At 75.4% G+C, this 21,435-nt stretch carries 16 protein-coding genes; 3 read left to right on the top strand and 13 right to left on the bottom strand.

Translation table 11 applies throughout. The features are described from left to right. Positions 1–65: 65 nt before the first annotated feature. The 4 genes from C0216_RS04895 to C0216_RS04880 all read right to left on the bottom strand — a co-directional run bounded on the left by C0216_RS04895 (position 66) and on the right by C0216_RS04880 (position 3,963). Entirely contained in the window at positions 66–821 is a 756-nt protein-coding gene (locus tag C0216_RS04895) for an AIM24 family protein (RefSeq protein ID WP_114054068.1), read from the bottom strand. Positions 822–839: 18 nt separating this feature from the next. Beyond that, the gene (locus tag C0216_RS04890) at positions 840–1,520 is read right to left on the bottom strand and encodes an AIM24 family protein (RefSeq protein WP_114054067.1); all 681 of its coding nucleotides are present in this window, start codon (positions 1,518–1,520) and stop codon (positions 840–842) included. A gap of 20 nt (positions 1,521–1,540) precedes the next feature. Continuing rightward, on the bottom strand, positions 1,541–3,271 hold the full coding sequence (locus C0216_RS04885; RefSeq protein ID WP_114054066.1) for a TerD family protein: 1,731 nt from the start codon (positions 3,269–3,271) through the stop codon (positions 1,541–1,543). Positions 3,272–3,423: 152 nt separating this feature from the next. After that, complete coding sequence (locus tag C0216_RS04880; RefSeq protein WP_246042327.1) at positions 3,424–3,963, bottom strand: M48 metallopeptidase family protein; 540 nt, start codon at positions 3,961–3,963, stop codon at positions 3,424–3,426. Positions 3,964–4,232: 269 nt separating this feature from the next. On the opposite strand from C0216_RS04880, the gene C0216_RS04875 reads away from it, so the two are divergent. Together C0216_RS04875 and C0216_RS04870 are read left to right on the top strand one after the other, a co-directional pair. Continuing rightward, the gene (locus C0216_RS04875) at positions 4,233–5,339 is read left to right on the top strand and encodes a ThiF family adenylyltransferase (protein ID WP_114054064.1); all 1,107 of its coding nucleotides are present in this window, start codon (positions 4,233–4,235) and stop codon (positions 5,337–5,339) included. 173 nt (positions 5,340–5,512) lie between these two features. Continuing rightward, entirely contained in the window at positions 5,513–6,841 is a 1,329-nt protein-coding gene (locus C0216_RS04870) for an ABC1 kinase family protein (protein ID WP_114054063.1), read from the top strand. A gap of 24 nt (positions 6,842–6,865) precedes the next feature. On the opposite strand, the gene C0216_RS04865 is transcribed toward C0216_RS04870, so the two are convergent. From C0216_RS04865 to C0216_RS04845, 5 genes are all read right to left on the bottom strand, one after another. Beyond that, positions 6,866–7,072, bottom strand: coding sequence for a hypothetical protein (locus C0216_RS04865; protein ID WP_114054062.1), 207 nt, complete (start codon positions 7,070–7,072; stop codon positions 6,866–6,868). 148 nt (positions 7,073–7,220) lie between these two features. After that, the gene (locus C0216_RS04860; protein WP_114054061.1) at positions 7,221–7,550 is read right to left on the bottom strand and encodes a hypothetical protein; all 330 of its coding nucleotides are present in this window, start codon (positions 7,548–7,550) and stop codon (positions 7,221–7,223) included. After that, positions 7,547–7,918: a WhiB family transcriptional regulator gene (locus tag C0216_RS04855; protein WP_114054060.1), complete on the bottom strand. Its 372-nt coding sequence runs from the start codon at positions 7,916–7,918 to the stop codon at positions 7,547–7,549. The genes C0216_RS04860 and C0216_RS04855 overlap by 4 nt, the downstream gene beginning before the upstream one ends. A gap of 184 nt (positions 7,919–8,102) precedes the next feature. Next, positions 8,103–8,435: a hypothetical protein gene (locus C0216_RS04850; protein ID WP_428985394.1), complete on the bottom strand. Its 333-nt coding sequence runs from the start codon at positions 8,433–8,435 to the stop codon at positions 8,103–8,105. 167 nt (positions 8,436–8,602) lie between these two features. Further along, positions 8,603–10,795, bottom strand: coding sequence for an ATP-dependent DNA helicase UvrD2 (locus C0216_RS04845; RefSeq protein ID WP_174250347.1), 2,193 nt, complete (start codon positions 10,793–10,795; stop codon positions 8,603–8,605). Positions 10,796–10,965: 170 nt separating this feature from the next. On the opposite strand from C0216_RS04845, the gene C0216_RS04840 reads away from it, so the two are divergent. Next, positions 10,966–11,226, top strand: a complete 261-nt coding sequence (locus tag C0216_RS04840; protein ID WP_114054058.1) for a glutaredoxin family protein — start codon at positions 10,966–10,968, stop codon at positions 11,224–11,226. Between the two features lie 107 nt (positions 11,227–11,333). Here C0216_RS04840 and nudC read toward each other — a convergent pair whose 3' ends face one another. From nudC to C0216_RS04820, 4 genes are all read right to left on the bottom strand, one after another. Further along, positions 11,334–12,284 (bottom strand): NAD(+) diphosphatase, encoded by a 951-nt coding sequence (gene nudC, locus C0216_RS04835; protein WP_114054057.1) that lies wholly within the window; start codon positions 12,282–12,284, stop codon positions 11,334–11,336. Between the two features lie 113 nt (positions 12,285–12,397). Continuing rightward, on the bottom strand, positions 12,398–13,804 hold the full coding sequence (locus C0216_RS04830) for a dipeptidase (RefSeq protein WP_114058458.1): 1,407 nt from the start codon (positions 13,802–13,804) through the stop codon (positions 12,398–12,400). Positions 13,805–13,814: 10 nt separating this feature from the next. Continuing rightward, positions 13,815–17,585: an ATP-dependent DNA helicase gene (locus tag C0216_RS04825; RefSeq protein ID WP_114054056.1), complete on the bottom strand. Its 3,771-nt coding sequence runs from the start codon at positions 17,583–17,585 to the stop codon at positions 13,815–13,817. A gap of 241 nt (positions 17,586–17,826) precedes the next feature. Then, positions 17,827–21,210: an ATP-dependent helicase gene (locus C0216_RS04820; protein ID WP_114054055.1), complete on the bottom strand. Its 3,384-nt coding sequence runs from the start codon at positions 21,208–21,210 to the stop codon at positions 17,827–17,829. Positions 21,211–21,435 lie beyond the last annotated feature (225 nt).

Raw genomic sequence — 21,435 nt, 5'->3', positions numbered from 1 at the left:
GCGGTGTACGGGCCGCCCCTCGCGCCGTACTCGGGGCCGCAGGTGCGGCCGTCGGGCCGTCGCGGTCAGTTCCAGGCGTTGTTCTGGTTCTGGCCGCGCGCCCCGTGCTGGCCCACGCCGAACTGTGCGGCGACGCCCTGTCCGAGCTGGGCGTTCTGCGGGGGCAGCACCTCGCTGGGCTGCACCAGGGCGAAGCCGGTGCCGAGGAAGCTGAGCTCCCAGCCCTCGCCGGTGCTGCCGCGGCGGCGCCACACCCCGCTGGAGTGGGTCTGGGCCTGCATCTGCACGCGCAGCGAGGTGGACCAGGCGACGACGGCGTCGGCGTCGGCGTTGACGTACTTCTCGGGCGTGACCTGGAGCATCAGCGGCTGCCCGGAGGTCATCAGGGCGACCTTGCCGCGGCCCGAGATGTTCAGCTGGTACTTGCCGGAGCCGGAGATGCCGTACTGGCTGTCCACCGCGATGACCTCGGTGTGCAGGGCGGAGTCCAGTGCGAGGACGTAGCTGCTGTCGACGGTGAGGCCCTCGTGGTCGACGTCGACGACGTGGACGTACTGGGCCAGGTTCGCCAGGTAGACGGTGCCCTGGCCGGAGCAGCGCATCAGGTCGAGGCCCTCGCCGGTGTTGCGGCGGGCGCTGCGCTGGCTGCCGCTCTGGTACTCGCCGTCGAAGTCGATCAGGCCCTGGTAGGCGACCATGGCGCCCTTGCGGGCCAGGACGTCGTCGGTGCCGGTCAGGGAGACCCGCAGCAGCTGCGGGTTCTGGACGGCGTAGCGGTCCGGGGACTGCTGCTCGGCGTGTGCGAAAAGTGAGCTCTGCATGGTGGTGTCCGCTCCCCCTCAGCCCCGGGTCCGGAGCCGGTCGCTGCTGTCCTCGCTGGGCTGTACGACGACGATGCCCTGGCCGGAGAAGGCCATCTGGTAGGCCTCCCCGCTGCCCCGGCCGATCATCGACGAGGCCTTGAAGCTGCGCTTGCCCTTCACCTTGAGGTTCGGGGACCAGGCGACGAGCGCGTCCGGGTCGACGTACGTCTCGTCCTCGCCGCGGCCGCAGTCGACGACGATCGGGGTGCCGCGCGAGGTGATCGCGACCCATCCGGTGCCGGCGACCTGCACGTTGAACAGGCCCTGGCCGGCGAACTTGGCCAGGCCCTTGACGCGCTCGACACCCCACTGGAGGTGGGCGTCGAAGGCGAGGAGGTTGGTGCCGTTGACCGAGAGGGCGTCGTTGTCGAGGTTGACGACGACGACGTCCGCGCCGTAGTCGGCGAGGTAGAGCAGGCCGTCGCCGCTGCACTTCATCACCGGCGCGCCCTCGCCGGTCAGCCACTGCGAGGCCATCTGGCGCAGGGCCGGCGGGTTCGGCTCGTACTGGATGAAGCCCTCGTAGGCGACCATCGACCCGGTGCGGGCGAAGAGGTCCTGGCCGGTCTGCATGGCGACCTTGAGCATGGACGGGCCGTGGTTCTCCATGCGGGCCGTGACGGGGGTGGGGGCGTAGCCCGCGAGCTGCTGGTTCATTGCGTTCATGACGGGCTCCCTCAGACCTCGTACGGCTGGACGACGATGAAGTTGCCGGGTGCGCCGCGGAACTGGAGGTTCACGGTCTCCCCGCTGTGGCCGGGGTAGGCGTTGCGCCGCAGTCGGACCTGACTGGAAACGATCACCTGGGAGGCGGCCGACCAGGCCACGATCGCGTTGCTGTCGGCGAAGGTGGTCGGGGTGACGGGAAGCACGACGGGCGTGCCGTGCGTCTTGACGACCACGGTGCCGGTGCCCTGGAAGAGCATGGTGAAGAGGGCGCCGCCGGGGATGCCGTGGCCCTCGATGCGGCGGACCTCGTGGTGCAGCGACTCGTCGAAGGCGAGGACGTTCTCGGCGGAGACGCAGATGCCGTCGCCCTGGAGCTCGACGGTGTGCAGGTGGGCGCCGTTCTCGGCGAGGAAGACCTGGCCGCGGCCGGTGCAGCGCATCAGCTGCATCTCCTGGCCGGTGGCGTTGCCGACGACGCGGCCGGCGAAGCCGGCGCCCTTGTAGCTGAAGTCGACCTTGCCCTGGTAGAGGACCATGCTGCCCTGGCGGGCGAGGACGGGCTGGCCGCCCATGGCGAGGTCGACGCGGACGAGCTGCTGGTTCTGCGCGGTCCAGCGGGCGCCGGTGGGGGCCTCCTTGTACACCTGCAGTGCTGCGCCGAGGCCGGGGCCGGCGGCCCGGGGGGCCTGGCCGGGGACGGGCTGCGGGTACGGGCCCGGGGCCTGTGCCGGGACCGGGGCCTGGCCGTACGGGGCCGGCTGGCCGGGGACCTGGCCGCCGAAGGAGGGCTGGGGCTGGTGCGGGGGCTGCTGGCCGTAGGGCTGCGGGACCTGGCCGTACGAGGGCTGCGGTGCCTGGCCGTAGGACGGGGTGCCGGGCTGCTGGCCGTACGGGGCCTGGGCCGGCGGGGCCGGCGGGGCGATCGGCGCGGCCATGGTGGGGGCCGAGTGCACCGGGGCGGCGGGGGCCGGCTGCTGGTACTGCGGTACGGGAGCCTGGGGCTGCTGGGGGGCCTGCGGCTGCTGCGGGGCCTGCGGCTGCTGCGGGGCGGGCGGAGCCTGGGGCGCCGGGGCGGCGGGGGCGGCGGGGGCGGCGGGGGCGGCGGGGGCGGCGGGGGCGGCGAACGACGGCGCCGGGGCGGCGGCCTGCGGCGGCGCGAAGCCGGGCGCCGCGGCTGGGGCGGCGGCCGCCGGCGCCTGCTGCTCCGGCTCCTCGGCGACCTCGCCGCCGAAGTTCTGCAGCAGGGCGGCGAGCCCGCCGTCGAAGCCCTGGCCGACGGCGGCGAAGCGCCAGACGTCCTTCAGGTAGAAGTCGCCGAGCATCACGGCCCGCTCGGTGCTGAACTCGGCGCCGGAGAAGGAGTACCGGACGACCTCCTCGCCGCCGGCCACGATCCGGATGTAGCCCGGTCCGATCTGCGACATCTGTCCGTCGCCGTCGATGGTGGCGGTGAAGGACAGCTTGTGGATGTTCGCCGGGATGCGGTCCAGCGTCACGCGGAACGACTCGGTGTCGCCGGCCTGCGCGCCGAGCTGCTGGATGGACTCCTCCGGCGACTTCGGCTGGTTGTAAAAGACGAAGTAGCGGTCGTCCGAGAGCCGCTCATCAGCGTCGAGGCCGAAGCAGCTGATGTCGAAGGCGAGCCCGGGGCCGGCGATCTGCACACCCACGTACAGGTCGGTGCCCGCCGTGAGATCGCTGATCCTGGCCTTGTGACCGCGTTGGAATTCCCTGGCCATACGTAACGACCGTCCCCCATCCCGACAGTGAATTGCGTGGCGCACAGGCTAGCCGCATCCGACGACATCCGGCCAAGCCGGTATCAACCCGGTATCCGGCGCCAGCGGCGGGCAGGCCCCGGCGGCGTGCGGGTGCGCGCCGCCCTTCCGGCTCATCCTCCGCGCGCGGGCGGCACGTTGGGGTGCCGTTCCGCTGCGGCCACCCCTTCCAGGTAGCCGCGGGCCCGCTCGGTGCGGGGGTACGCCTCCAGGAGTTCCCAGAAGCGCGGTCCGTGGCCGGCCACGAGGAGGTGGGCGAGCTCGTGCAGCAGCACGTAGTCGACCACGTACTCGGGCATCCCCTGGAGGCGGTGCGAGAGCCGGATGCTGCCCTCGGCGGGGGTGCAGGAGCCCCAGCGGGTGTTCTGGTTGGCGACCCAGCGCACCGAGCTCGGGCGGGCGCGGCCGCCGAGGTACTGCCCGGACAGACGCTCGGCGCGCCCGATCAGTTCCCCGTCGCCCACGGTGTTCCGGCTCTCGCGGGCGGCGAGCTTGTCGAGCATGGCCCCGACCCAGCGCCGCTCCTCCGCCTCGGACATCCGGGCGGGGATGAGGACGATGGTGCGGTCGCCCTCCCGGTAGGCGGACACGGTCTTGCTGCGGCGGGCGCTGCGGCGGACTTCGACGGCGCGCTGCGGTGGGTCGGCGGACACGCCTTCGACCGTACCCGGTCGCGGCGGGCGGGGGGTCCGCGCTCCGCGGTTCGGACGGGGCCGACGGGAAACGGTGCGGAAGAGCGCGGAACGGCGCGGAACGGCGCATAACGGCGTGAAATACGTGCCCGTTCTCCATCTCATATTCCTTATAGGCCTTGCCTGTGGACAAATACGGGCGGCCGGGGCCGGGTGCGGGCACTGTTGCGGGGACGGGTGGCCGAGGCGGTGCGGGGCGATGGGCGGACGTACCGGAGGAAGGGGAAGCCGTGTATCCGAAGGTGAAGCCGGCCCTGGCGAGGGCGTGGCGCGATCTGCAGACGGTCCAGTTCGGGGTGACACCGGCGCACGCGGTGGTGCTGGGCCCGGTGGACACGGCGACGGGGTCGCTGATCGACCGGATCGACGGGACGCGGGGCATGGACCGGCTCCGCGAGGAGGCGTCGGCGATGGGCCTGCCGGCGGGGCAGGCGGACGGGCTGGTGCGGCGGCTGGCGGCGGCCGGGCTGCTCGACGACGCCACGGCGGGCGGCCCGCCGGCCCAGGCGGTGCGCAGCAGGCCGGAGACGCTGGAGCGGCTCGGGCCCGACCTGGGGTCGCTGTCGCTGGTGCACCGGGAGCCGGGGGGCGACCTGCGCGGGGTGGCGGCGCGGCGGGCGATACGGGTTGTGGTGCGGGGCAGCGGCCGGGTGGGCGGTGTGCTTGCGGCGGTGCTGGCGGCTGCGGGTGTGGGCCGGATCGAGGTGCTCGACGGGGGCCGGGTGGAGCCGGCCGATGTCGCTCCGGGCGGGCTGGGGCCCGGCAGTGTCGGCCGGCTCAGGGCCGAGGCCGCGGCGGCGCTGGTGCGGGAGGCGGCCCCGGGGCGGGCTCCGCGGTCGGCCGGGAGGGGCGGGTACGAGACGGGGCCGGCGCTGGTGGTGGTCGCGCCCCGGGACGGGCTCCAGTCCTGGGCGCCGGATCCGGGGGTGGCGGCCGACTGGATCGCGACCGGGGTGCCGCACCTGTACGCGGGGGTACTGGAGGGCACGGGGGTGGTGGGTCCGCTGGTGCTGCCGGGGGTCACGGCGTGCGCGGGATGCATGGAGCGGGAGCGCGTCGACCGGGATCCGGCCTGGCCGCGGATGCTGGTGCAGTGGCGCTCGGCCCACCGGCGCCGGACGGCGGCCGCCTGCGATCTCGGGCTGGCCACGGCCGTCGCGGGGCTGGCCGCGGCCCATGCGCTGTCGTTCCTCGACGGGGAGCTGCCGGCCTCCACGGCCGCCCGCTGGGAGGCTGCCCTGCCGGCCCTGCACTGGGAGCGGACGGCCGTGGCGCCGCATCCGGACTGCCCGTGTGCGGCGGCGGTCGTGCCGGCGGGGCAGGAGGCGGGGGCATGAGGGCGGCGGGCGTGAGGGCGGCGGGCGCCGGCTGCCCGCGGGCCGGCGGATGCGGGCCGGAGGGGCCGGGAGGGGCCGGGAGGGGCCATGACAGGATGCGCTGTGACGCAGGTGCGGGGAGGGCACCCCGAACCGCCGCCTGCGGCACGGCACTCTGGGAATTGGAGGGGCGCATGTCTGATCTTCCCCGGAAGGCGGTCACCCGTACCGTCAAGCTGGCCGCTCTGCCGCTCGGCATCGCGGGCCGGGCCACCTGGGGGCTGGGGAAGCGGATCGGCGGCAAGTCGGCGGAGATCGTCGCGCGCGAGATCCAACAGCGCACCGCCGACCAGCTGTTCCGCACCCTCGGCGAGCTGAAGGGCGGTGCCATGAAGCTGGGGCAGGCGCTCTCCGTCTTCGAGTCGGCCCTGCCGGAGGACTTCGCCGGTCCCTACCGGGCGGCTCTGACCAAGCTTCAGGAGGCGGCGCCGCCGCTGCCCGCGCAGACGGTCCACCAGGTGCTGGCCGAGCGCCTCGGGCCGGAGTGGCGTGAGTCGTTCCGGGAGTTCGAGGACGAGCCGGCCGCGGCGGCGTCGATCGGGCAGGTGCACCGGGCGGTGTGGCACGACGGCCGGGAGGTGGCCGTCAAGGTGCAGTACCCGGGGGCCGGGGAGGCGCTGCTGTCGGACCTGCGCCAACTGGGGCGGTTCGCGGGGCTGCTGGGGCCTCTGGTGCCGGGGATGGACCTCAAGCCGCTGATCCACGAGATGCAGGAGCGGGTGGCGGAGGAGCTCGACTACGCCCTGGAGGCCGAGGCGCAGCGGACGCACGCGGAGGCGTTCGAGGACGATCCGGACGTGGTGGTGCCGCGGGTGGTGCACCAGGGCGAGCAGGTGCTGGTGACGGAGTGGCTGGAGGGGACCCCGCTGTCGGAGGTGATATCCGGCGGCACCCGGGAGGAGCGGGACCGTGCGGGGCAGTTGCTGGCCCGGTTCCTCTTCACCGGCCCGGCGCGGACGGGGCTGCTGCACGCGGATCCGCATCCGGGCAACTTCCGGCTCATCGAGGGGGAAGAGGGCCGGCTGAGGCTCGGCGTGCTGGACTTCGGCACGGTCGACCGGCTGCCGGGCGGCTGGCCGGAGCCGATCGGCACCTCGCTGCGGATGACGCTGGAGGACGACGCCGAGGGGATATACGGGCACCTGTGCGGCGAGGGGTTCGTGCGGGAGTCCATCGAGCTGGATCCGCAGGCGGTGCTGGAGTACCTCAAGCCGATCGTCGAGCCCGTCGAGGCGGAGGAGTTCACCTTCACGCGGTCGTGGCTGCGCGGGCAGGCGGCCCGCATCGCCGATCCGCGGTCCCCCGCACACCAGTTGGGCCGGCAGATCAACCTGCCGCCGTCGTATCTGCTGATCCACCGGGTGACGCTGAGCACCATCGGGGTGCTGTGCCAGCTCGGGGCGACGGTGCGGCTGCGCGGCGAACTGGAGTCGTGGCTGCCGGGGTTCCTGCCGGGGGAGTGAGCGGGCGGGGGCAGCGGCCGGCGGTCACCACCAGGACGAGTCGAGGCGGCCCTCGATCGCGCGGAGGTTGGCGCGGGCGCAGTCCACGCAGAAGTACTGTCTGGTCCCGTTCTCGACGGAGCAGGTCCAGGTGGGCGGGGCGCCGCCGGGGGACCGTGTGCCGCAGCGCGCGCAGACGGCGGGCTCGGGCTCGGTTCCCGACGGGTCGGGAGGGGGGGTCTGCTGGTCCACCTCCAGACGATATCCCCGCCGCGGCTGCGCGGCACCGCAACGCACCGGGGGGACCGGCCCGTGCGGACCGGTCCCCCCGGAGTGGCCGGTGCGCCGCCGGTTCGCCGCCGGGGTGGTGGCGGCGGGGCGGCGCGGCGGCTGCTGCTCGTCAGTGCATGACGGCCATGGCGAGGGCCCGTCGGGCGCGCAGCGAGACGCGCTCGGCTCGCCGCTGCATGCGGCGGGCGGCGACCAGGCGCAGGGCGCGACGCTCGGCGTCGGCCTCACGCATCCGGTCCTCCATATGGGCACGGGCCAGGGCTTCTGGGATGAGTTGCATTTCGCGGGTCCTGTTCTGACGCGAGGTGATCGCGCCGGTGGTGGTGAAGTCTGCGGGGGCGGAGCCGTGCGGCTTCTCGCTCGTCGTGTGGGCGGTCATGGGGGCCTGCTTCAGGGGGTCGTGCGTCAGGGGGCGGTCGATGGTTCCGGTGGCTTTCATGCCGAGGCAACCGGGTTCTTGCGCGGGCGGCCGCGGGGCCGCTTGCGGGCCACGACCACGCCCTGGACGAAGAGCTCGCCGCCCCAGACGCCCCAGGGCTCGCGGCGCTCCAGCGCGCCGGCGAGGCAGGCCTCGACGAGCGGGCAGGTGCGGCAGAGGGACTTCGCGTACTCGACGTCGGCCGGGGACTCGGCGAAGAAGACCTCCGGGTCGTAGGTGCGGCAGGCGACGGGTACGCCGAGGTTCTCGATGGCGTCGTCGAGCGCGGTCAGCGCGGTGAGGGGAGTCAAGGCGGAGTCCTCCGGGACTGCGGGCGGGGAGATCGTCTGGGTCTGCGGTACGGACGGGGCGTGCGCTTCGAGTTGCACGGTGTTTTCTTCCTCGTCTTGTTCGTCTAGTCGTTCCGGCCCGGTTCGGCCGGGGGCGGCTGGTACCTGGTCTTGCCAGTCCCGAGGCTCCTTCGGTCTGCCGTCCCCGTTCGGGGACAAACAGAAGGGCCGCGGATCCCGGGTGGGGTTCCGCGGCCCTGAAGGCGCCGGCCTGATCGCTGGATCAGGCTGGATCACTCCAGGGTTCGAGCCCACGGAAGGCCCACATCAGGTGGTGCTGCTGCTTCGTCTGCTTCGTCTTGGATCCGGCACCGGCCGCGGCAAAGCCATAGGCGTGAGCCTGGGCTTCTGCCTTTACTGCCACCGGTGCCTGGGTCGGTCGCTCATTCCGCTCGCTCGCGAGCAGCGCGGCGGGCGCGGCAGGCAGGACGCAGCTGTCGGCGGAAATCGCGGACAGACCGGTACCCGTGAGCGGGAGGAGCGAGGAGGAGCCGAGCGTGCAGGAAGCGGCGACCGAGCGATCGGTCATTGCGGTGGTGTTGATGAAGCTGGTCACTGGTCTCGCCTCCTCTCGGCGTCTCGGGGACGGGGCCCGGGGGCCTGTCCCATGCGTATTCGGATAAGTACAGCACAGAGCCGGAGCTTCTCAGAAGCCACCGTTTCCGTTGCTAAGAACCTATGGGGATCCGGCGGGCATGTGCAAACTATTTTTCCGACGAGTTTTCACGCGTCGGCGCCGTCCCCTCCGGCAGGCTCCCTGCCTGCGCAGATGGCGAGGACGTCGGCCCCGTACCGGTCGAGCTTGCGGCCGCCGACTCCGGGGATCACCGCCAGCTCCCCCGCCTCGCCGGGCGCCGCTTCCGCGATCGCCATCAGCGTCTTGTCGGTGAAGACGCAGTAGGCGGGCAGGCCCTGCCGGCCGGCCTGGATCCCGCGCCACGCGCGCAGCCGCTCGTACAGGCCCTCGTCCATGTCGGACGGGCAGTCCTCGCAGCGCATCAGCTTCATCTCGCCGGCCTCGGTCAGCGTCCGGCCGCAGACCCGGCACCGGACGGGCCCGCGGCGGGCCCGCCCGCGGGCCGGGCCGCGCTCGACGCCCGCTCCTCCGCCGCTTCCGGGGCGGGAGGCGCGGCCGCCGGAGCCCGGGCGCAGGCCGTTCAGGAAGCGGCTGGGCACGCGGGAGGGCCTGCCGCCCGGGGAGCGCGAGAGGGCCCAGGAGAGGGTCAGGTGGTGGCGGGCGCGGGTGACCCCGACGTAGAGGAGGCGGCGCTCCTCCTCCACCTGCTCGTCGGTCTTGGCGTAGGTGATCGGCAGCATGCCGTCGGTGAGGCCGACGAGGAAGACGGCGTCCCACTCCAGGCCCTTCGCCGCGTGCAGCGAGGCCAGGGTGACGCCCTGGACGGTCGGGGCGTGCTGCGCGGCCCGGCGCTCCTCCAGCTCCACGGCGAGGTCCGCCAGGGTGGCCCCGGGCCGGGCGCGGGCGAAGTCCTCGGCGAGGCGGACCAGCGCGGCCAGGGACTCCCACTGCTCGCGGACGGCCCCCGAGCCGGCGGGCGGCTCGGGGCTCCAGCCGGTGGAGCCGAGGACGGCGCGGACCTGGGCGCCGAGCTCGACGACGTCGTCGAGGAGGGGGTCGTTGCCGGCGGAGCGGGCGGCGCCGCGCAGGGCGAGCAGCGCCCTCTGCACCTCGGCCCGCTCGAAGAACCGCTCGGCGCCGCGCAGCCGGTAGGGGACGCCGGCATCGGCGAGGGCCTGCTCGTAGACCTCGGACTGGGCGTTGATGCGGAAGAGGACGGCGATCTCGCCGGCGGGCACACCGGCGGCGATGAGGTCGCGGATCCGGGCGGCGGTGCCCTCGGCCTCGGCGGGCTCGTCGGCGTACTCGGCGTAGACCGGGTCGGGTCCGGGCTCGCGCTGGGAGACCAGTTCGAGGCGGTGGTCGGCGGCCCGGCCGCTCGCCTGGGCCAGCAGCCCGTTCGCGAGGTGGACGACCTGCGGGGTGGAGCGGTAGTCGCGGACCAGCCTGACGACGGTGGCGTGCGGGTAGCGGCGGCGGAAGTCCAGCAGGTGGTCGGGGGTGGCGCCGGTGAAGGAGTAGATGGTCTGGCCGGCGTCGCCCACGACGCACAGGCTGTCGCGGTCGCCGAGCCACAGCTCCAGCAGCCGCTGCTGGAGGGGGCTGACGTCCTGGTACTCGTCGACGACGAAGTGCTGGTACTGGCTGCGGACCTGCTCGGCGATGTCGTGGCGGTCCTGGAGGATGCCCACGGTCAGCAGCAGCACGTCCTCGAAGTCGATCAGGACGCGGTCGCGCTTGAGCTGCTCGTACATCCCGTACAGCTGGGCGATCTCGGCCGGGTCCCGGGGGGCCTCGCGGCCCGCCTTCCGGGCGGCCGCCGGGTAGTCGGCGGGGACGGTCTGGGTGGCCTTCGCCCACTCGATCTCGCCGGTGGCGTCGCGCAGCTCGCCGCGGTCGAGGCGGATGCCGCAGCGGGCGCCCGCCTCGGCGACGAGCTGCACCTTCCGCTCGACGAGGCGGGGCGGCTCCCCGCCGATCGCCCGGGGCCAGAAGTACTGGAGCTGGCGCAGGGCGGCCGAGTGGAAGGTCCGCGCCTGGACCCCGCCCGCGCCGAGCGCCCTCAGCCGGCCGCGCATCTCGCCGGCCGCCCGGTTGGTGAAGGTGACGGCCAGCACACTGGCCGGGGCGAGCTGCCCGGACCGGACGCCGTAGGCGATGCGGTGGGTGATCGCCCGGGTCTTGCCGGTACCGGCTCCGGCCAGCACGCACACCGGTCCGCGCAGGGTCGTGGCGACCTCGCGCTGCTCCGGGTCCAGGCCCTGGAGCACCGCGTCGGCCGGGCCGTCGGACCCCCCGGTGCCGGAAGGGAAGGACGGGAAGGGCGTTGCTGCTGTCACCCCGCCATGCTGCCAGGTCCGCCGGTGCGGGCGGGACCGGCCGTCCACAGGGGGCCGCCGCGGTCGTACTTGACGTACCGGGCGCCCCGCGGGTGCGGGAATGGCTCCGGGGTCCCGTACGTTCGAGTACTCGGACCACCCCAGGCCCACACCCCACGAAGGAGCGCAGCATGCAGGACACGGGTTCCGTGACGATGTACAGCACGACCTGGTGCGGCTACTGCCGCCGGCTGAAGAGCCAGCTGGACCGGGAAGGCATCGCGTACAACGAGATCAACATCGAGCTGGACCCGGAGTCCGCGGCGTTCGTCGAGAAGGCGAACGGCGGGAACCAGACCGTCCCGACCGTGCTCGTCGTCTCGCCGGCCGGCACCGAGTCGGTCATGACGAACCCCAGCCTGGCCCAGGTGCAGCAGGCGCTCGCCGTCTGACCGCGGCCCCGTCCGCGGACGGGCCCGAGTGCGGAAGGCCCCCGCCCGCCGGCGGGGGCCTTCGCGCGTCCGCGTCCGCGAGCGGGGGCGGGGGCGGGTGCGGTCGGTTACGCGGTGCGTGCGAGCGGCCGCGGCAGGGGCTTGCCGTACCAGCGCTCGACCAGCCGGGCCGCGATGGAGATCCCCGACGGGGGCAGCACCTCGCCCGACTCGATCGCCTGCCGCAGGTCCTCCCGGGAGAACCAGCGGGCCTCCTCGATCTCCTCGCCGTCGACGGCTATCTCGGAGGAGACGGCGCGGGCCGTGAAGCCCAGCATCAGGCTGTACGGGAACGGCCAGGGCTGGCTGGCGACGTACTCGACCTCCCCGACCCGGACGCCCGCCTCCTCCCAGACCTCGCGGACCACCGACTGCTCTATCGACTCGCCGGGCTCCACGAACCCGGCCAGCGTCGAGAAGCGCCCCTCCGGCCAGTGGACCTGCCGGCCCAGCAGCGCCCGGTCCTGCCCGTCGGTGACCAGCATGATCACCGCCGGGTCGGTGCGGGGGTAGTGCTCGGCGCCGCAGCCGGGGCAGCGGCGGATGTGCCCGGCGGCCGCGACGACGGTGCGCTCGCCGCAGCGGGAGCAGAAGCGGTGCATCCGCTGCCAGTTCTCCAGGGCGACGGCGTGGACCATCAGCCCGGCGTCGCGCGGCGACAGCAGCATCCCGGCCTCGCGCAGGCCGGCGGGGCGGGCCGACTGGTCCATACGGCCGGGCAGGGAGTCCTTCTGGAGCGCGAAGTACCGCACGCCGTCCTCGTCGGTGCCCAGGAAGTAGCGGTGCGTTTCGGTGAGCGGCGCCTCGAAGGCCGGGGTCATGACGATGCCGGTGCCCCCGTCGGGGGTGTCGTCGATCAGGACCTGGCCGCCGGAGACCACGAAGACCCGCGTCGTCGGGTGGCTCCAGGCGGCGGCGAGCCAGGCCTCGTCGAGGCGGTGGTGCGCGGCGCGGTCGATGCCGCCGGGCTCGGCGAGCGTGATCGGGTGCTCGGTGTGGGTGCTCACAGGTGCTTCCAATTCCCCCGGGGCGTGGTCGGGCAGGCTGGGTGGCGCGTGACTCGTGCGGCTCTTGGGTGCGGTGCGGTGCGCGGCGCGGGCAGCGGGGCGGGCGGGCCGGCCGGCGCGCCGGTCTAGGCGGCGGGCCTCCAGTGGGCGGCGAGGTCGGTCCACAGGTGGGCGGCGGTCTCGACGCCCTTGAGGAGCAGGTCGAGTTCGACCTTCTCGTTCGGCGCGTGCCAGCCGTCCGACGGCACGGAGATGCCGAGGAACAGCACGGGCGCACCGAGGACGTCCTGGAGGTCGGCGGCGGGCCCGGAGCCGCCCTCGCGGGTGAAGCGGACCTTCTGGCCGAAGGCGCGCTCCATGGCGCGGACGACGGACCGCAGCGCCGGGTGGCCGAGCGGGGTCAGGCAGGGCCGGGTCGGGGCGCCGAAGACGAGGGAGTGGCGGATGCCGTCGGGGACGTGGGCCGCGACCCAGTCCCGCACGGCGGCCTCGATCTCGTACGGGTCCTGCCCCGACACCAGGCGGAACGACAGCTTCAGGTGGGCGGAGGCGGGGACGATGGTCTTGCCGCCGGGGCCCTGGTAGCCGCCGCCGATGCCGTTGACCTCGGCGGTGGGGCGGGCCCATACGCGCTCCAGCGTCGAGTAGCCCTTCTCGCCGGCCGCGGCGTGCGACTTGGCGGTGCGCAGCCACTCGTCCTCGTCGAACGGCAGCTCGGCGATCAGCTGCCGCTCCTCGTCCGTCAGCTCGGCGACGTTGTCGTAGAAGCCGGGGATGGCGACCTTCTCGTCGGCGTCGTGCAGCGCGGCGACGAGGCGGGCGGCGACGGTGGCCGGGTTGGGCACGGCCCCGCCGAAGGCCCCGGAGTGGATGTCCTGGTCGGGGCCGTGCAGGTCGATCTCGCAGTCGGCGACGCCGCGCATGCCGGTGCAGACGGTCGGGGTGGTCTCGGACCACATGCCGGTGTCGGAGACGATCACGACGTCCGCGGCGAGCCGGGCGGCCTCGCGCTCGACGAGGGCTCGGAAGTGCGCCGACCCTGACTCCTCCTCGCCCTCGACCAGCAGCTTCAGGTGGACGGCGGGCGCTTCGGCGCCGGTCGCGGCGAGGTGCGCGCGGACGCCGAGCGTGTGGAAGAACACCTGGCCCTTGTCGTCCGCGGCACCCCGGGCGTACATGCGGCCGTCCTTGACGACGGGCTCGAACGGCTCGGTGTGCCAGCCGTCGGCGAGCTCGGCGGGCTGCACGTCGTGGTGGCCGTAGACCAGCACGGTCGGCGCCCCCGGGTCGTCGCTGGGCCATTCGGCGAACACGGCGGGGGCGCCGGGGGTCTCCCACACCTCGGCGACGGGGAAGCCGGTCTTGGCGAGGTGGGCGGCGAGCCACTCGGCGCTGCGTCGTACGTCGTCCGCGTGCTCCGGCTGGGCGGAGACCGACGGGATGCGCAGCCACTCGGCGAGGTCCTCGAGGAAGGCGTCGCGGTGGGTGTCGATGTACGTGCGGACGACGTTGTCCGCCGGGGTTTCGCTCATGTCCACGAGCCTATCCGCCCGTCCGGCGGCCGCTGTCCGGGCCCGTTCTGCCTTGGAGGATCCGCTCAAGGCGGTCCCGGCCGGGCAGGTTGCGGGGCCGGATGACGCGGCCGCTGCGGACGTGCAGGAAGGCGGCGGACACCCGGCGCAGCGGGGTGCCGGTGGTCTCGGCCCAGGCCAGGCGGTACACGGCGAGCTGGAGGGGGTCCGCGTCGGTGCCGCGGCCGGTCTTCCAGTCGACGATCTCGTACGCGTACGGGGAGCCGGCGGGGGCGCGGTAGACGGCGTCGATGCGGCCGCGGACGACCCGCCCGGCCAGGGTGAGCTGGACGGGCACCTCCAGGCGGTGCGGGACGCGCTCGGCGTACGGGCTCCGCTCGAAGGCCTCCTTGAGGCCGGCGAGGTCGGCCTCGTCGGCGACCTCCTGGTCGGAGCCGGGGAGGTCGGCCGCCGGGTCGAGGACGTCGAGGAAGGGCAGCGGGAGCTCGGTGAAGCGGGACTCCACCCACGCGTGGAAGCGGGTGCCCTGGCGGGCGGCGGGCTGCGGCGGCCGGGGCATGGGGCGGGCCAGGTCCCGGGCGAAGCCCTGCTCGTCGGCGGCGAGGCGGAGCAGCTGGCTCGCGGACAGCGAGGCGGGCAGCTCGACGTCGCGGACGGCGGCCCGCGAACGGCGCAGCTCGCCCTCCAGGGCGTCGAGGTCCCGGTCCCAGGAGGCGACGGCCCGCGCCTCCTCGGGGCTGAGCCCGGCCTCCGCGTGCCCGGGCCCCCCGCCGGAGCCGCCTCGACGGGCGGCGGGCACGGTGCGTGCGGGCACGCCGGCGCCCTCCTCGGGCTGCGGCTCGTCGGCCGGGGCCTCCCACTCCCCGTCCCACAGGTCGTCGGCGGGCGCGGCCGGATGCACGGCAGCGGCCCCCGGCCCGGACGGGGGCCCGGACGGCTCCACGGGCGCGGGCAGGGCGGGGCCCGCCTGCGGCCGCTGCCCGTCGGCCGGGGCGTCGGCCCAGTCCTCGGGCCACAGGTCGTCGGCCGGCGCGGCCGGATGCACGGCAGCGGCCCCCGGCCGGGACGGGGGCCCGGACGGCTCCACGGGCGCGGGCACGGCGGGGCCCGCCTGCGGCCGCTGCCCGCCGGCCGGGGCGTCGGCCCAGTCCTCGGGCCACAGGTCGTCGGCCGGCAGCTCCGCCGGTACGGCGGCGGCCCGGCGCTGCGGGTCCGGTTCCGCTTCGGGGGCGGTGCGGCCGGCGGCGGACAGGTGGGATTCCACCAGGGCCGCGGCCCTGCGCCGCATCTCCAGGGAGTTCCGGTCCAGTGGCAGCGGCCAAGCGTGCTCCGCCTCCTTCGCCGCCGTCAGCGACGGGTTCTCCTCCTCCGGTTCCGGTTCGGGGGCCCAGGCCTCGATCTCACCGTGCCCGGCGGCACAGTGCGCGTACAGGGCCTCCAGGAACGGCGACGGCCCCCGCGGCTTCTTCTGCGACGGACCCCACCAGTGCCCGGAGGCGAGCAGCAGGGAGCGCGGGCGGGTGAAGGTGACATAGCCGAGGCGGAGCTCCTCGACCGCCTTGTGCTCCTTCAGCGCCGCCTTGAACGACTTCAGGCCCGCCGAGGTCCACTCGGGGTCCCCGGGCAGGGTGGCCGCGTCGCCGCGCAGCGCGTACGGCAGGACCTTCGGGTACGAGGTCCACGCCTCCGGCGGCTTCTGCTTCGGGAAGGAGCCCGCGCACAGGTCGGGTACGACGACGACGTCCCACTCCAGCCCCTTGGACTTGTGGGCGGTGAGCACCTTCACCGTGTTGTCCCCGCCGGGCAGTGCGTGGTCGAGGCCCTTCTCGTACTGGACGGCGGTCCGCAGGAACCCGAGGAAGGCCAGCAGGGAGGCCTCGCCGTCGAGGGAGGCGAAGCCGGCCGCGACGTCGAGGAACGACGACAGGGTCTCGCGGCGGCGCGCGGCCAGGGCGTGCGGGGAGGCCGACAGCTCCACGTCGAGGCCGGTCGCGGCCAGCACCCGGTGCAGGACGTCCATCAGCGGGTCGGCGAGGGAGCGCCGCAGGTCGCGCAGCTCCTGCGCCAGGTGGGCGAAGCGGACGCGGGCGTCCGCGGAGAACGGCAGCCCGTCGTCCCCGCCGGAGCCGCCGGAGCCGCCGGAGCCGCCCTGGCCGTCGAGGAAGGTGTCGAGGGCGTCGGCCAGCGAGACGACCTCGGCCGGGTCGACCCCCTCCACGGCGGCGGCGAGCCGCCCGTCCGGGTCGGCCTCGCCGCGCGCCCGGCCGACGAGCAGGCGGGCGCGCCGGCCCAGCAGCGCCAGGTCGCGGGCGCCGATGCGCCAGCGCGGGCCGATCAGCAGCCGGACGAGGGAGGCGTTGGCGCCCGGGTCCTGGAGCACCTCGCAGACGGCGATCAGGTCGGCGACCTCGGGCAGGTGGAGCAGCCCGGACAGGCCGACGACCTCGACGGGCACCTCGCGGGCCGCGAGCGCGGCCTGGATCTGCGCGAAGTCCCCGGCGGAGCGGCACAGCACGGCGATGTCCCGCGGTTCGGTGCCGGTGCGGACCAGGTGGGCGACGGAGTCGCCGAGCCAGTCGAGCTCCTCGGCGTGCGTGGCGTGCAGCGCGCAGCGGACGGACCCGGCCTGCTCCTCCCCCGGCGCGGGCCGCAGCGCCTCGACGCCTTCGTGCATGGCGCGCAGCGGGGCGGCGAGCCCGTTGGCGAGGTCGAGGAGGCGGCCGCCGCTGCGCCGGTTCTCGCTGAGGGAGAAGCGGGTGGCGGGGGTGCCGTCGGCGTGCGGGAAGTGCTCGGGGAAGTCGTCGAGGTTGGCGACGGAGGCGCCGCGCCAGCCGTAGATGGCCTGGCAGGGGTCGCCGACGGCGGTGACGGCGTGCCCGGTGCCGCCGCCGAACAGCCCGGACAGCAGCAGCCGCTGCGCTACGGAGGTGTCCTGGTACTCGTCGAGGAGGACGACGCGGAACTCGTCGCGCAGCAGCGCCCCGACCTCGGGCCGGGTGGTGGCGAGCTCCGCGCACAGGGCTATCTGGTCGCTGAAGTCGAGGAGGTCGCGGGAGCGTTTGGCGGCGCGGTAGCGCTCGGTCAGCTCCAGCAGTTCGAGGCGGCCTCGGACGGCCTCGGGGACCTTGCGGAGGTCCTCGTTGGTCAGCCGGGTGCCGGCCAGCTCGTCGAGCAGCGCGGTGTCGTACGCGCGCAGCCGGTCGGGGCCGACGAGGTGTTCGGAGAGTTCGGAGTCGAGGGCGAGCAGGTCGCTGACCAGGTCGGGCAGCGATTTGGTGAGGGCCGGGTAGGGGCCGGGCGCCTCGCGCAGGACGCGGGCGGCGAGCTGGAAGCGGGTGGCGTCGGCGAGGAGGCGGGCGCTGGGCTCCAGGCCGATGCGCAGGCCGTGGTCCTTCAGGAGCTGCCCGGCGAAGGCGTGGTAGGTGGAGATGCGGGGCTCGCCGCCGGCGGCGTCCGCGGCGTCGGGCCCGGCTGCCGGGGCCGGGTCGGGGTCGGTGACGCCGGCGCGGGCGAGGGCGGTCCGGACGCGTTCGGCGAGCTCGCCTGCGGCCTTGTTGGTGAAGGTGAGGCCGAGGACCTCGCCCGGTGCGACCGTGCCCGTGCCGACGAGCCAGACCACGCGGGCGGCCATGACGGTCGTCTTGCCGGATCCGGCGCCGGCCACGATGACCTGCGGGGCGGGCGGCGCGGTGATGCAGTCCAGCTGTTCGGGGGTGAACGGGATGCCGAGGAGCTCCTTGAGCTGCTCGGGGTCGGTGAGGGGGGACGGGCGCGCGGACACCCGGAAAGGCTAGCCGTCCGGGCCGACACCGCCCGCGACGCGGCTCACACCGCCGGGTGCGGGCGGGCGTTTGCGGGGCGCCGCGGACCGGGCTCCGGTACGGCCCCCGGAGGCGCTCCGGGGCCGCTCCGGGGCCGCGGAGGCCGTGGCGCGCCGGGGGTGACGGCGCGGTGCGGCCGGTGGACGGCGGCGGCCGGACGGCTCGCGCGGCCTGCCCGGCCGGGGCGGGCTGTGCGGCAGCTCACTCCACCGTCTGGCGGCCCTCGGGGCGGGCGCTGCACGAGCTGCGGAAGGAGCAGTGGTCGCAGTGGCGGCCGGGGGCGGGGGCGAAGCGCTCGTCCAGGACCCGCCCGGCGGCCGTGGCCAGCAGGTCCCCGACCCACTCGCCGGACGGCCCGGGCGGCAGCGCCTCCTGCGCCTGCACCTTGGGCGCGGTGTCGCCGCCGTCGCGCTTGGCGGCGCCCTGCCGCAGCTGGACGAGCTCGGCGCCGCCGGGCTCGGGGCGCAGCCCGTCGAAGACCTCGTCGACGGCGCCCTCGCGGACGGCGAGCTGGTAGACGGCGAGCTGCGGGTGCCGGGCCACCTCGTCCTTCGTCGGCGCCGCCTTGCCGGTCTTGAAGTCGACGACGTACGCCCGCCCCTGCGGGTCCGCCTCGACGCGGTCCATGGAGCCCCGGATCCGGACGGCGTACTCGCCCGCCTCGAGCGTGACGTCGAAGTCGTGCTCCGTGGCGACGGCCGTCCGGCCCCCGCGGTCGGTGGTGTGCCAGCGCAGGAAGCGCTCCAGCGCGGCGCGGGCGCTGTCCTTCTCCTGGCGGGACTTCCAGGGGGCGTCGAAGGCGAGGGCGTCCCACACGGAGTCGAGGCGCTCCATGAGGACGTCCAGGTCGGCGGGGGTGCGGCCGGAGGCGACCTCGTCGGCGAGGACGTGGACGACGTTGCCGAAGCCCTGGGCGGCGGTGGCGGGGGCGTCGGCCTTGACCTCGCGGCCGAGGAACCACTGGAGGGAGCACGTGTTGGCGAGCTGGTCCAGGGCGCTGCCGGACAGGGCGACGGGCCGGCTGCGGTCCCGCAGCGGCACCCGGCTGCGGGTGGGCTCGTACAGCCCCCACCAGCGCTGCGGGTGCGCGGCGGGCACCAGCGGGCGGCCGTCCTCGTCGGTGAGCGCGGCGAGGCGGGCGAGGCGGCGCGCGGCGGCGTCCCGCAGCGCGGGCGAGGCGGCCGGGTCGACGGTGGTGGCGCGCAGCTCGGCGACGAGCGCCGGGACGGCGAGGGGGCGGCGGGGCCGGCCCGCGACGTCCTTGGGGGGCACGCCGAGCTCGGTGAGGAAGCGGGAGGGCTGGTCGCCGTCCTCGGCGGCGGCCTTGACGGCGGTGACGACGAGGCGGTCGCGGGCGCGGGTCGCGGCCACGTAGAAGAGGCGGCGCTCCTCGGCGAGGAGCGAGCCGGCGCCGAGGGGCTCGGCGAGGCCGTCGCGGCCGATGCGGTCGGCTTCGAGGAGGGAGCCGCGGCGGCGGAGGTCGGGCCAGAGGCCCTCCTGGACTCCGGCGACGACGACGAGGCGCCATTCGAGGCCCTTGGAGCGGTGCGCGGTCATCAGCCGGACCGCCTCACGGCGGCTGGCGCGGCGGGTGAGGGTGTCGGCGGCGATGTCCTCGGCTTCGAGCTGTTCGAGGAAGTTGAGGGCGCCGCGGCCGCCGGTGCGCTCCTCGGCGCGGGCGGCGGTGTCGAAGAGGGCGCAGACCGCGTCGAGGTCGCGGTCGGCGTTGCGGCCGGCGGGGCCGCCGCGGCGGGCGCTGCGCTCCAGGCGCTGCGGCCAGGGCGTGCCGTCCCAGAGGGTCCACAGGGCCTCTTCGGCGGTGCCGCCGCCCTGGAGGAGCTCGCGTGTCTTGCGCAGGAGCAGGCCGAGGCGCTGGGCGCCCCGCGCGTACGCCGGGTCGTGCGCGACGAGGCGCTCCGGCTCGGCGAGGGCGCGGGCGAGCAGCACGTCGGAGGGAGCGGGCACGGCGGTGCCGGCCGCGCGCTCCTCGTCGCGCAGGGCCCGCCCGAGCCGCCGCAGGTCGGCGGCGTCCATCCCGCCGAGCGGCGAGGCGAGCAGCGACAGCGCCGCCTCGGCCCCGATCCACCCGGTGCCGCCCCCGCCGCCGTGGGCACTCTGCCCGTCGGCGTCCGGCGCGCCGGCGCCGGCGGGGGCCGCCGCGTCGGGGTCGTGCGCCGGCGTGGCGGTATCGCCGTCGGCGGCGTCGGCGGGGCCGGGGGTGCCCGCGGCGGCGGCCTGGGGGGTCGCCAGGGCCACCGTGCGGAGGGCCGTCAGGAGGGGGGCGACCGCCGGTTCGTGGCGGAGGGGGATGTCCGTGCCGTCCGTCTCGGCGGGGACGCCCGCCGCGATCAGGGCCCGCCGCATCGCCGGCAGGGTGCGGCCGCCGGCGCGGACCAGGACGGCCATGTCCTGCCAGGGAACGCCGTCCTCCAGGTGGGCGCGGCGCAGGATGTCCGCGATGTTGTCGAGCTCGGCGCCGGCCGTCGGGTACGTGTACACCTCGACGCGGCCGCCCTCCCGCGTCGGCGTGAGCCCCCGGTGTGCGCGGACCGCGTCCGCGGGCAGCCGCGGCACCGGCATGCGGGTGGTCAGCAGCCGGGTGGCGGCCAGGACGGCGGAGGCGGAGCGGCGGCCGACCGTCAGGGCCCGTACGGCCGCGCCGGGGAACGCGCCCTCGAAGTCGAGGATGTTGTTGATGTCGGCGCCGCGGAAGGCGTAGATCGACTGGTCGGGGTCGCCGAAGGCGACCAGTGTGCCGCCGGGCCCGGCCAGCGCACGCAGCAGCCGCAGCTGCGAGGCGTCGGTGTCCTGGAACTCGTCCACGTAGATCACGTCGTACGCGGCGGCCAGGCCGGGCGTCCGCTCGGCGAGCAGCACGGCGCGGTGCAGGAGCTCGGCGTAGTCGAGGGTGCCCTGCATGTCCAGGACGTCGAGGTACTCGGCGAGGAAGGCGGCGGCCGCCTTCCAGTCGGGCCGGCCGATGCGGGAGGCGAACGCGTCGAGGGCGGCCGGGCCGAGGCCGAGCTCGCGGGCGCGGGCGAGGACGGCGCGCACCTCGTCGGCGAAGCCCCGGGTGGTGAGGGCGGCCCGCAGGTCGTCGGGCCAGCGGATGGAGCGGATCTCGCGCTGCCCCTCCAGCAGGGTGCGGACCATGACGTCCTGCTCGGGCCCGGACAGCAGGCGCAGCGGGTCGGCGAACAGGTCGGTGTCCTGGTGGGCGCGGACCAGCCCGTAGCAGAAGGAGTGGAAGGTGGTGGCCTGCGGGGCGCGGGCGCCGCCGAGCCGGAGGGCGGCGCGGTCGCGCAGCTCGACGGCGGCCTTGCGGCTGAAGGTGAGGATCAGGATCCGGGCGGGGTCGGTGCCGGCCTCGACGCGGGCGGCGGCGGCCTCGACCAGGGTGGTGGTCTTGCCGGTGCCCGGCCCGGCGAGGACGAGCAGCGGTCCGCGGGTGTGGTCAACCACCGCCTGCTGCGCTGCGTCCAGCACAGGGGGCTCCGCTCGCCCCGGCCCGCTGCGCACGAGACGGTACGCGTCGGGGGTTCGCGTACGCAGCCGCTCGGGGCGGTCGGTGGAAGAGGTGATCACGTGAGGTGCCGGTCCTGGTGTTCGTGCTGCGGGGCGTACGGGTCCTGCGGCGTCCGCGGTCGCCGAGCGGGCGCCCGCCGGGGGGCCGGCCGCGACCGCCGAAGAGGCAACGCTACGGCAAGCGGCGCACCCCGTGCAGTTCCCCGAGGTCCGGCCCCGGATGCGCCCGGCACGGCGGCCGCGGCGGCCGCGGACCGCGCGCCGGGGCCCCGCCGCGGGGCGGAG

It is taken from the genome of Streptomyces globosus (assembly GCF_003325375.1).
GTDB classification, from domain to species: Bacteria; Actinomycetota; Actinomycetes; order Streptomycetales; family Streptomycetaceae; genus Streptomyces; species Streptomyces globosus_A.
The sequence above is the reverse complement of the archived record's forward strand: the minus strand, read 5'-3'. Positions and strand labels throughout refer to the sequence as shown.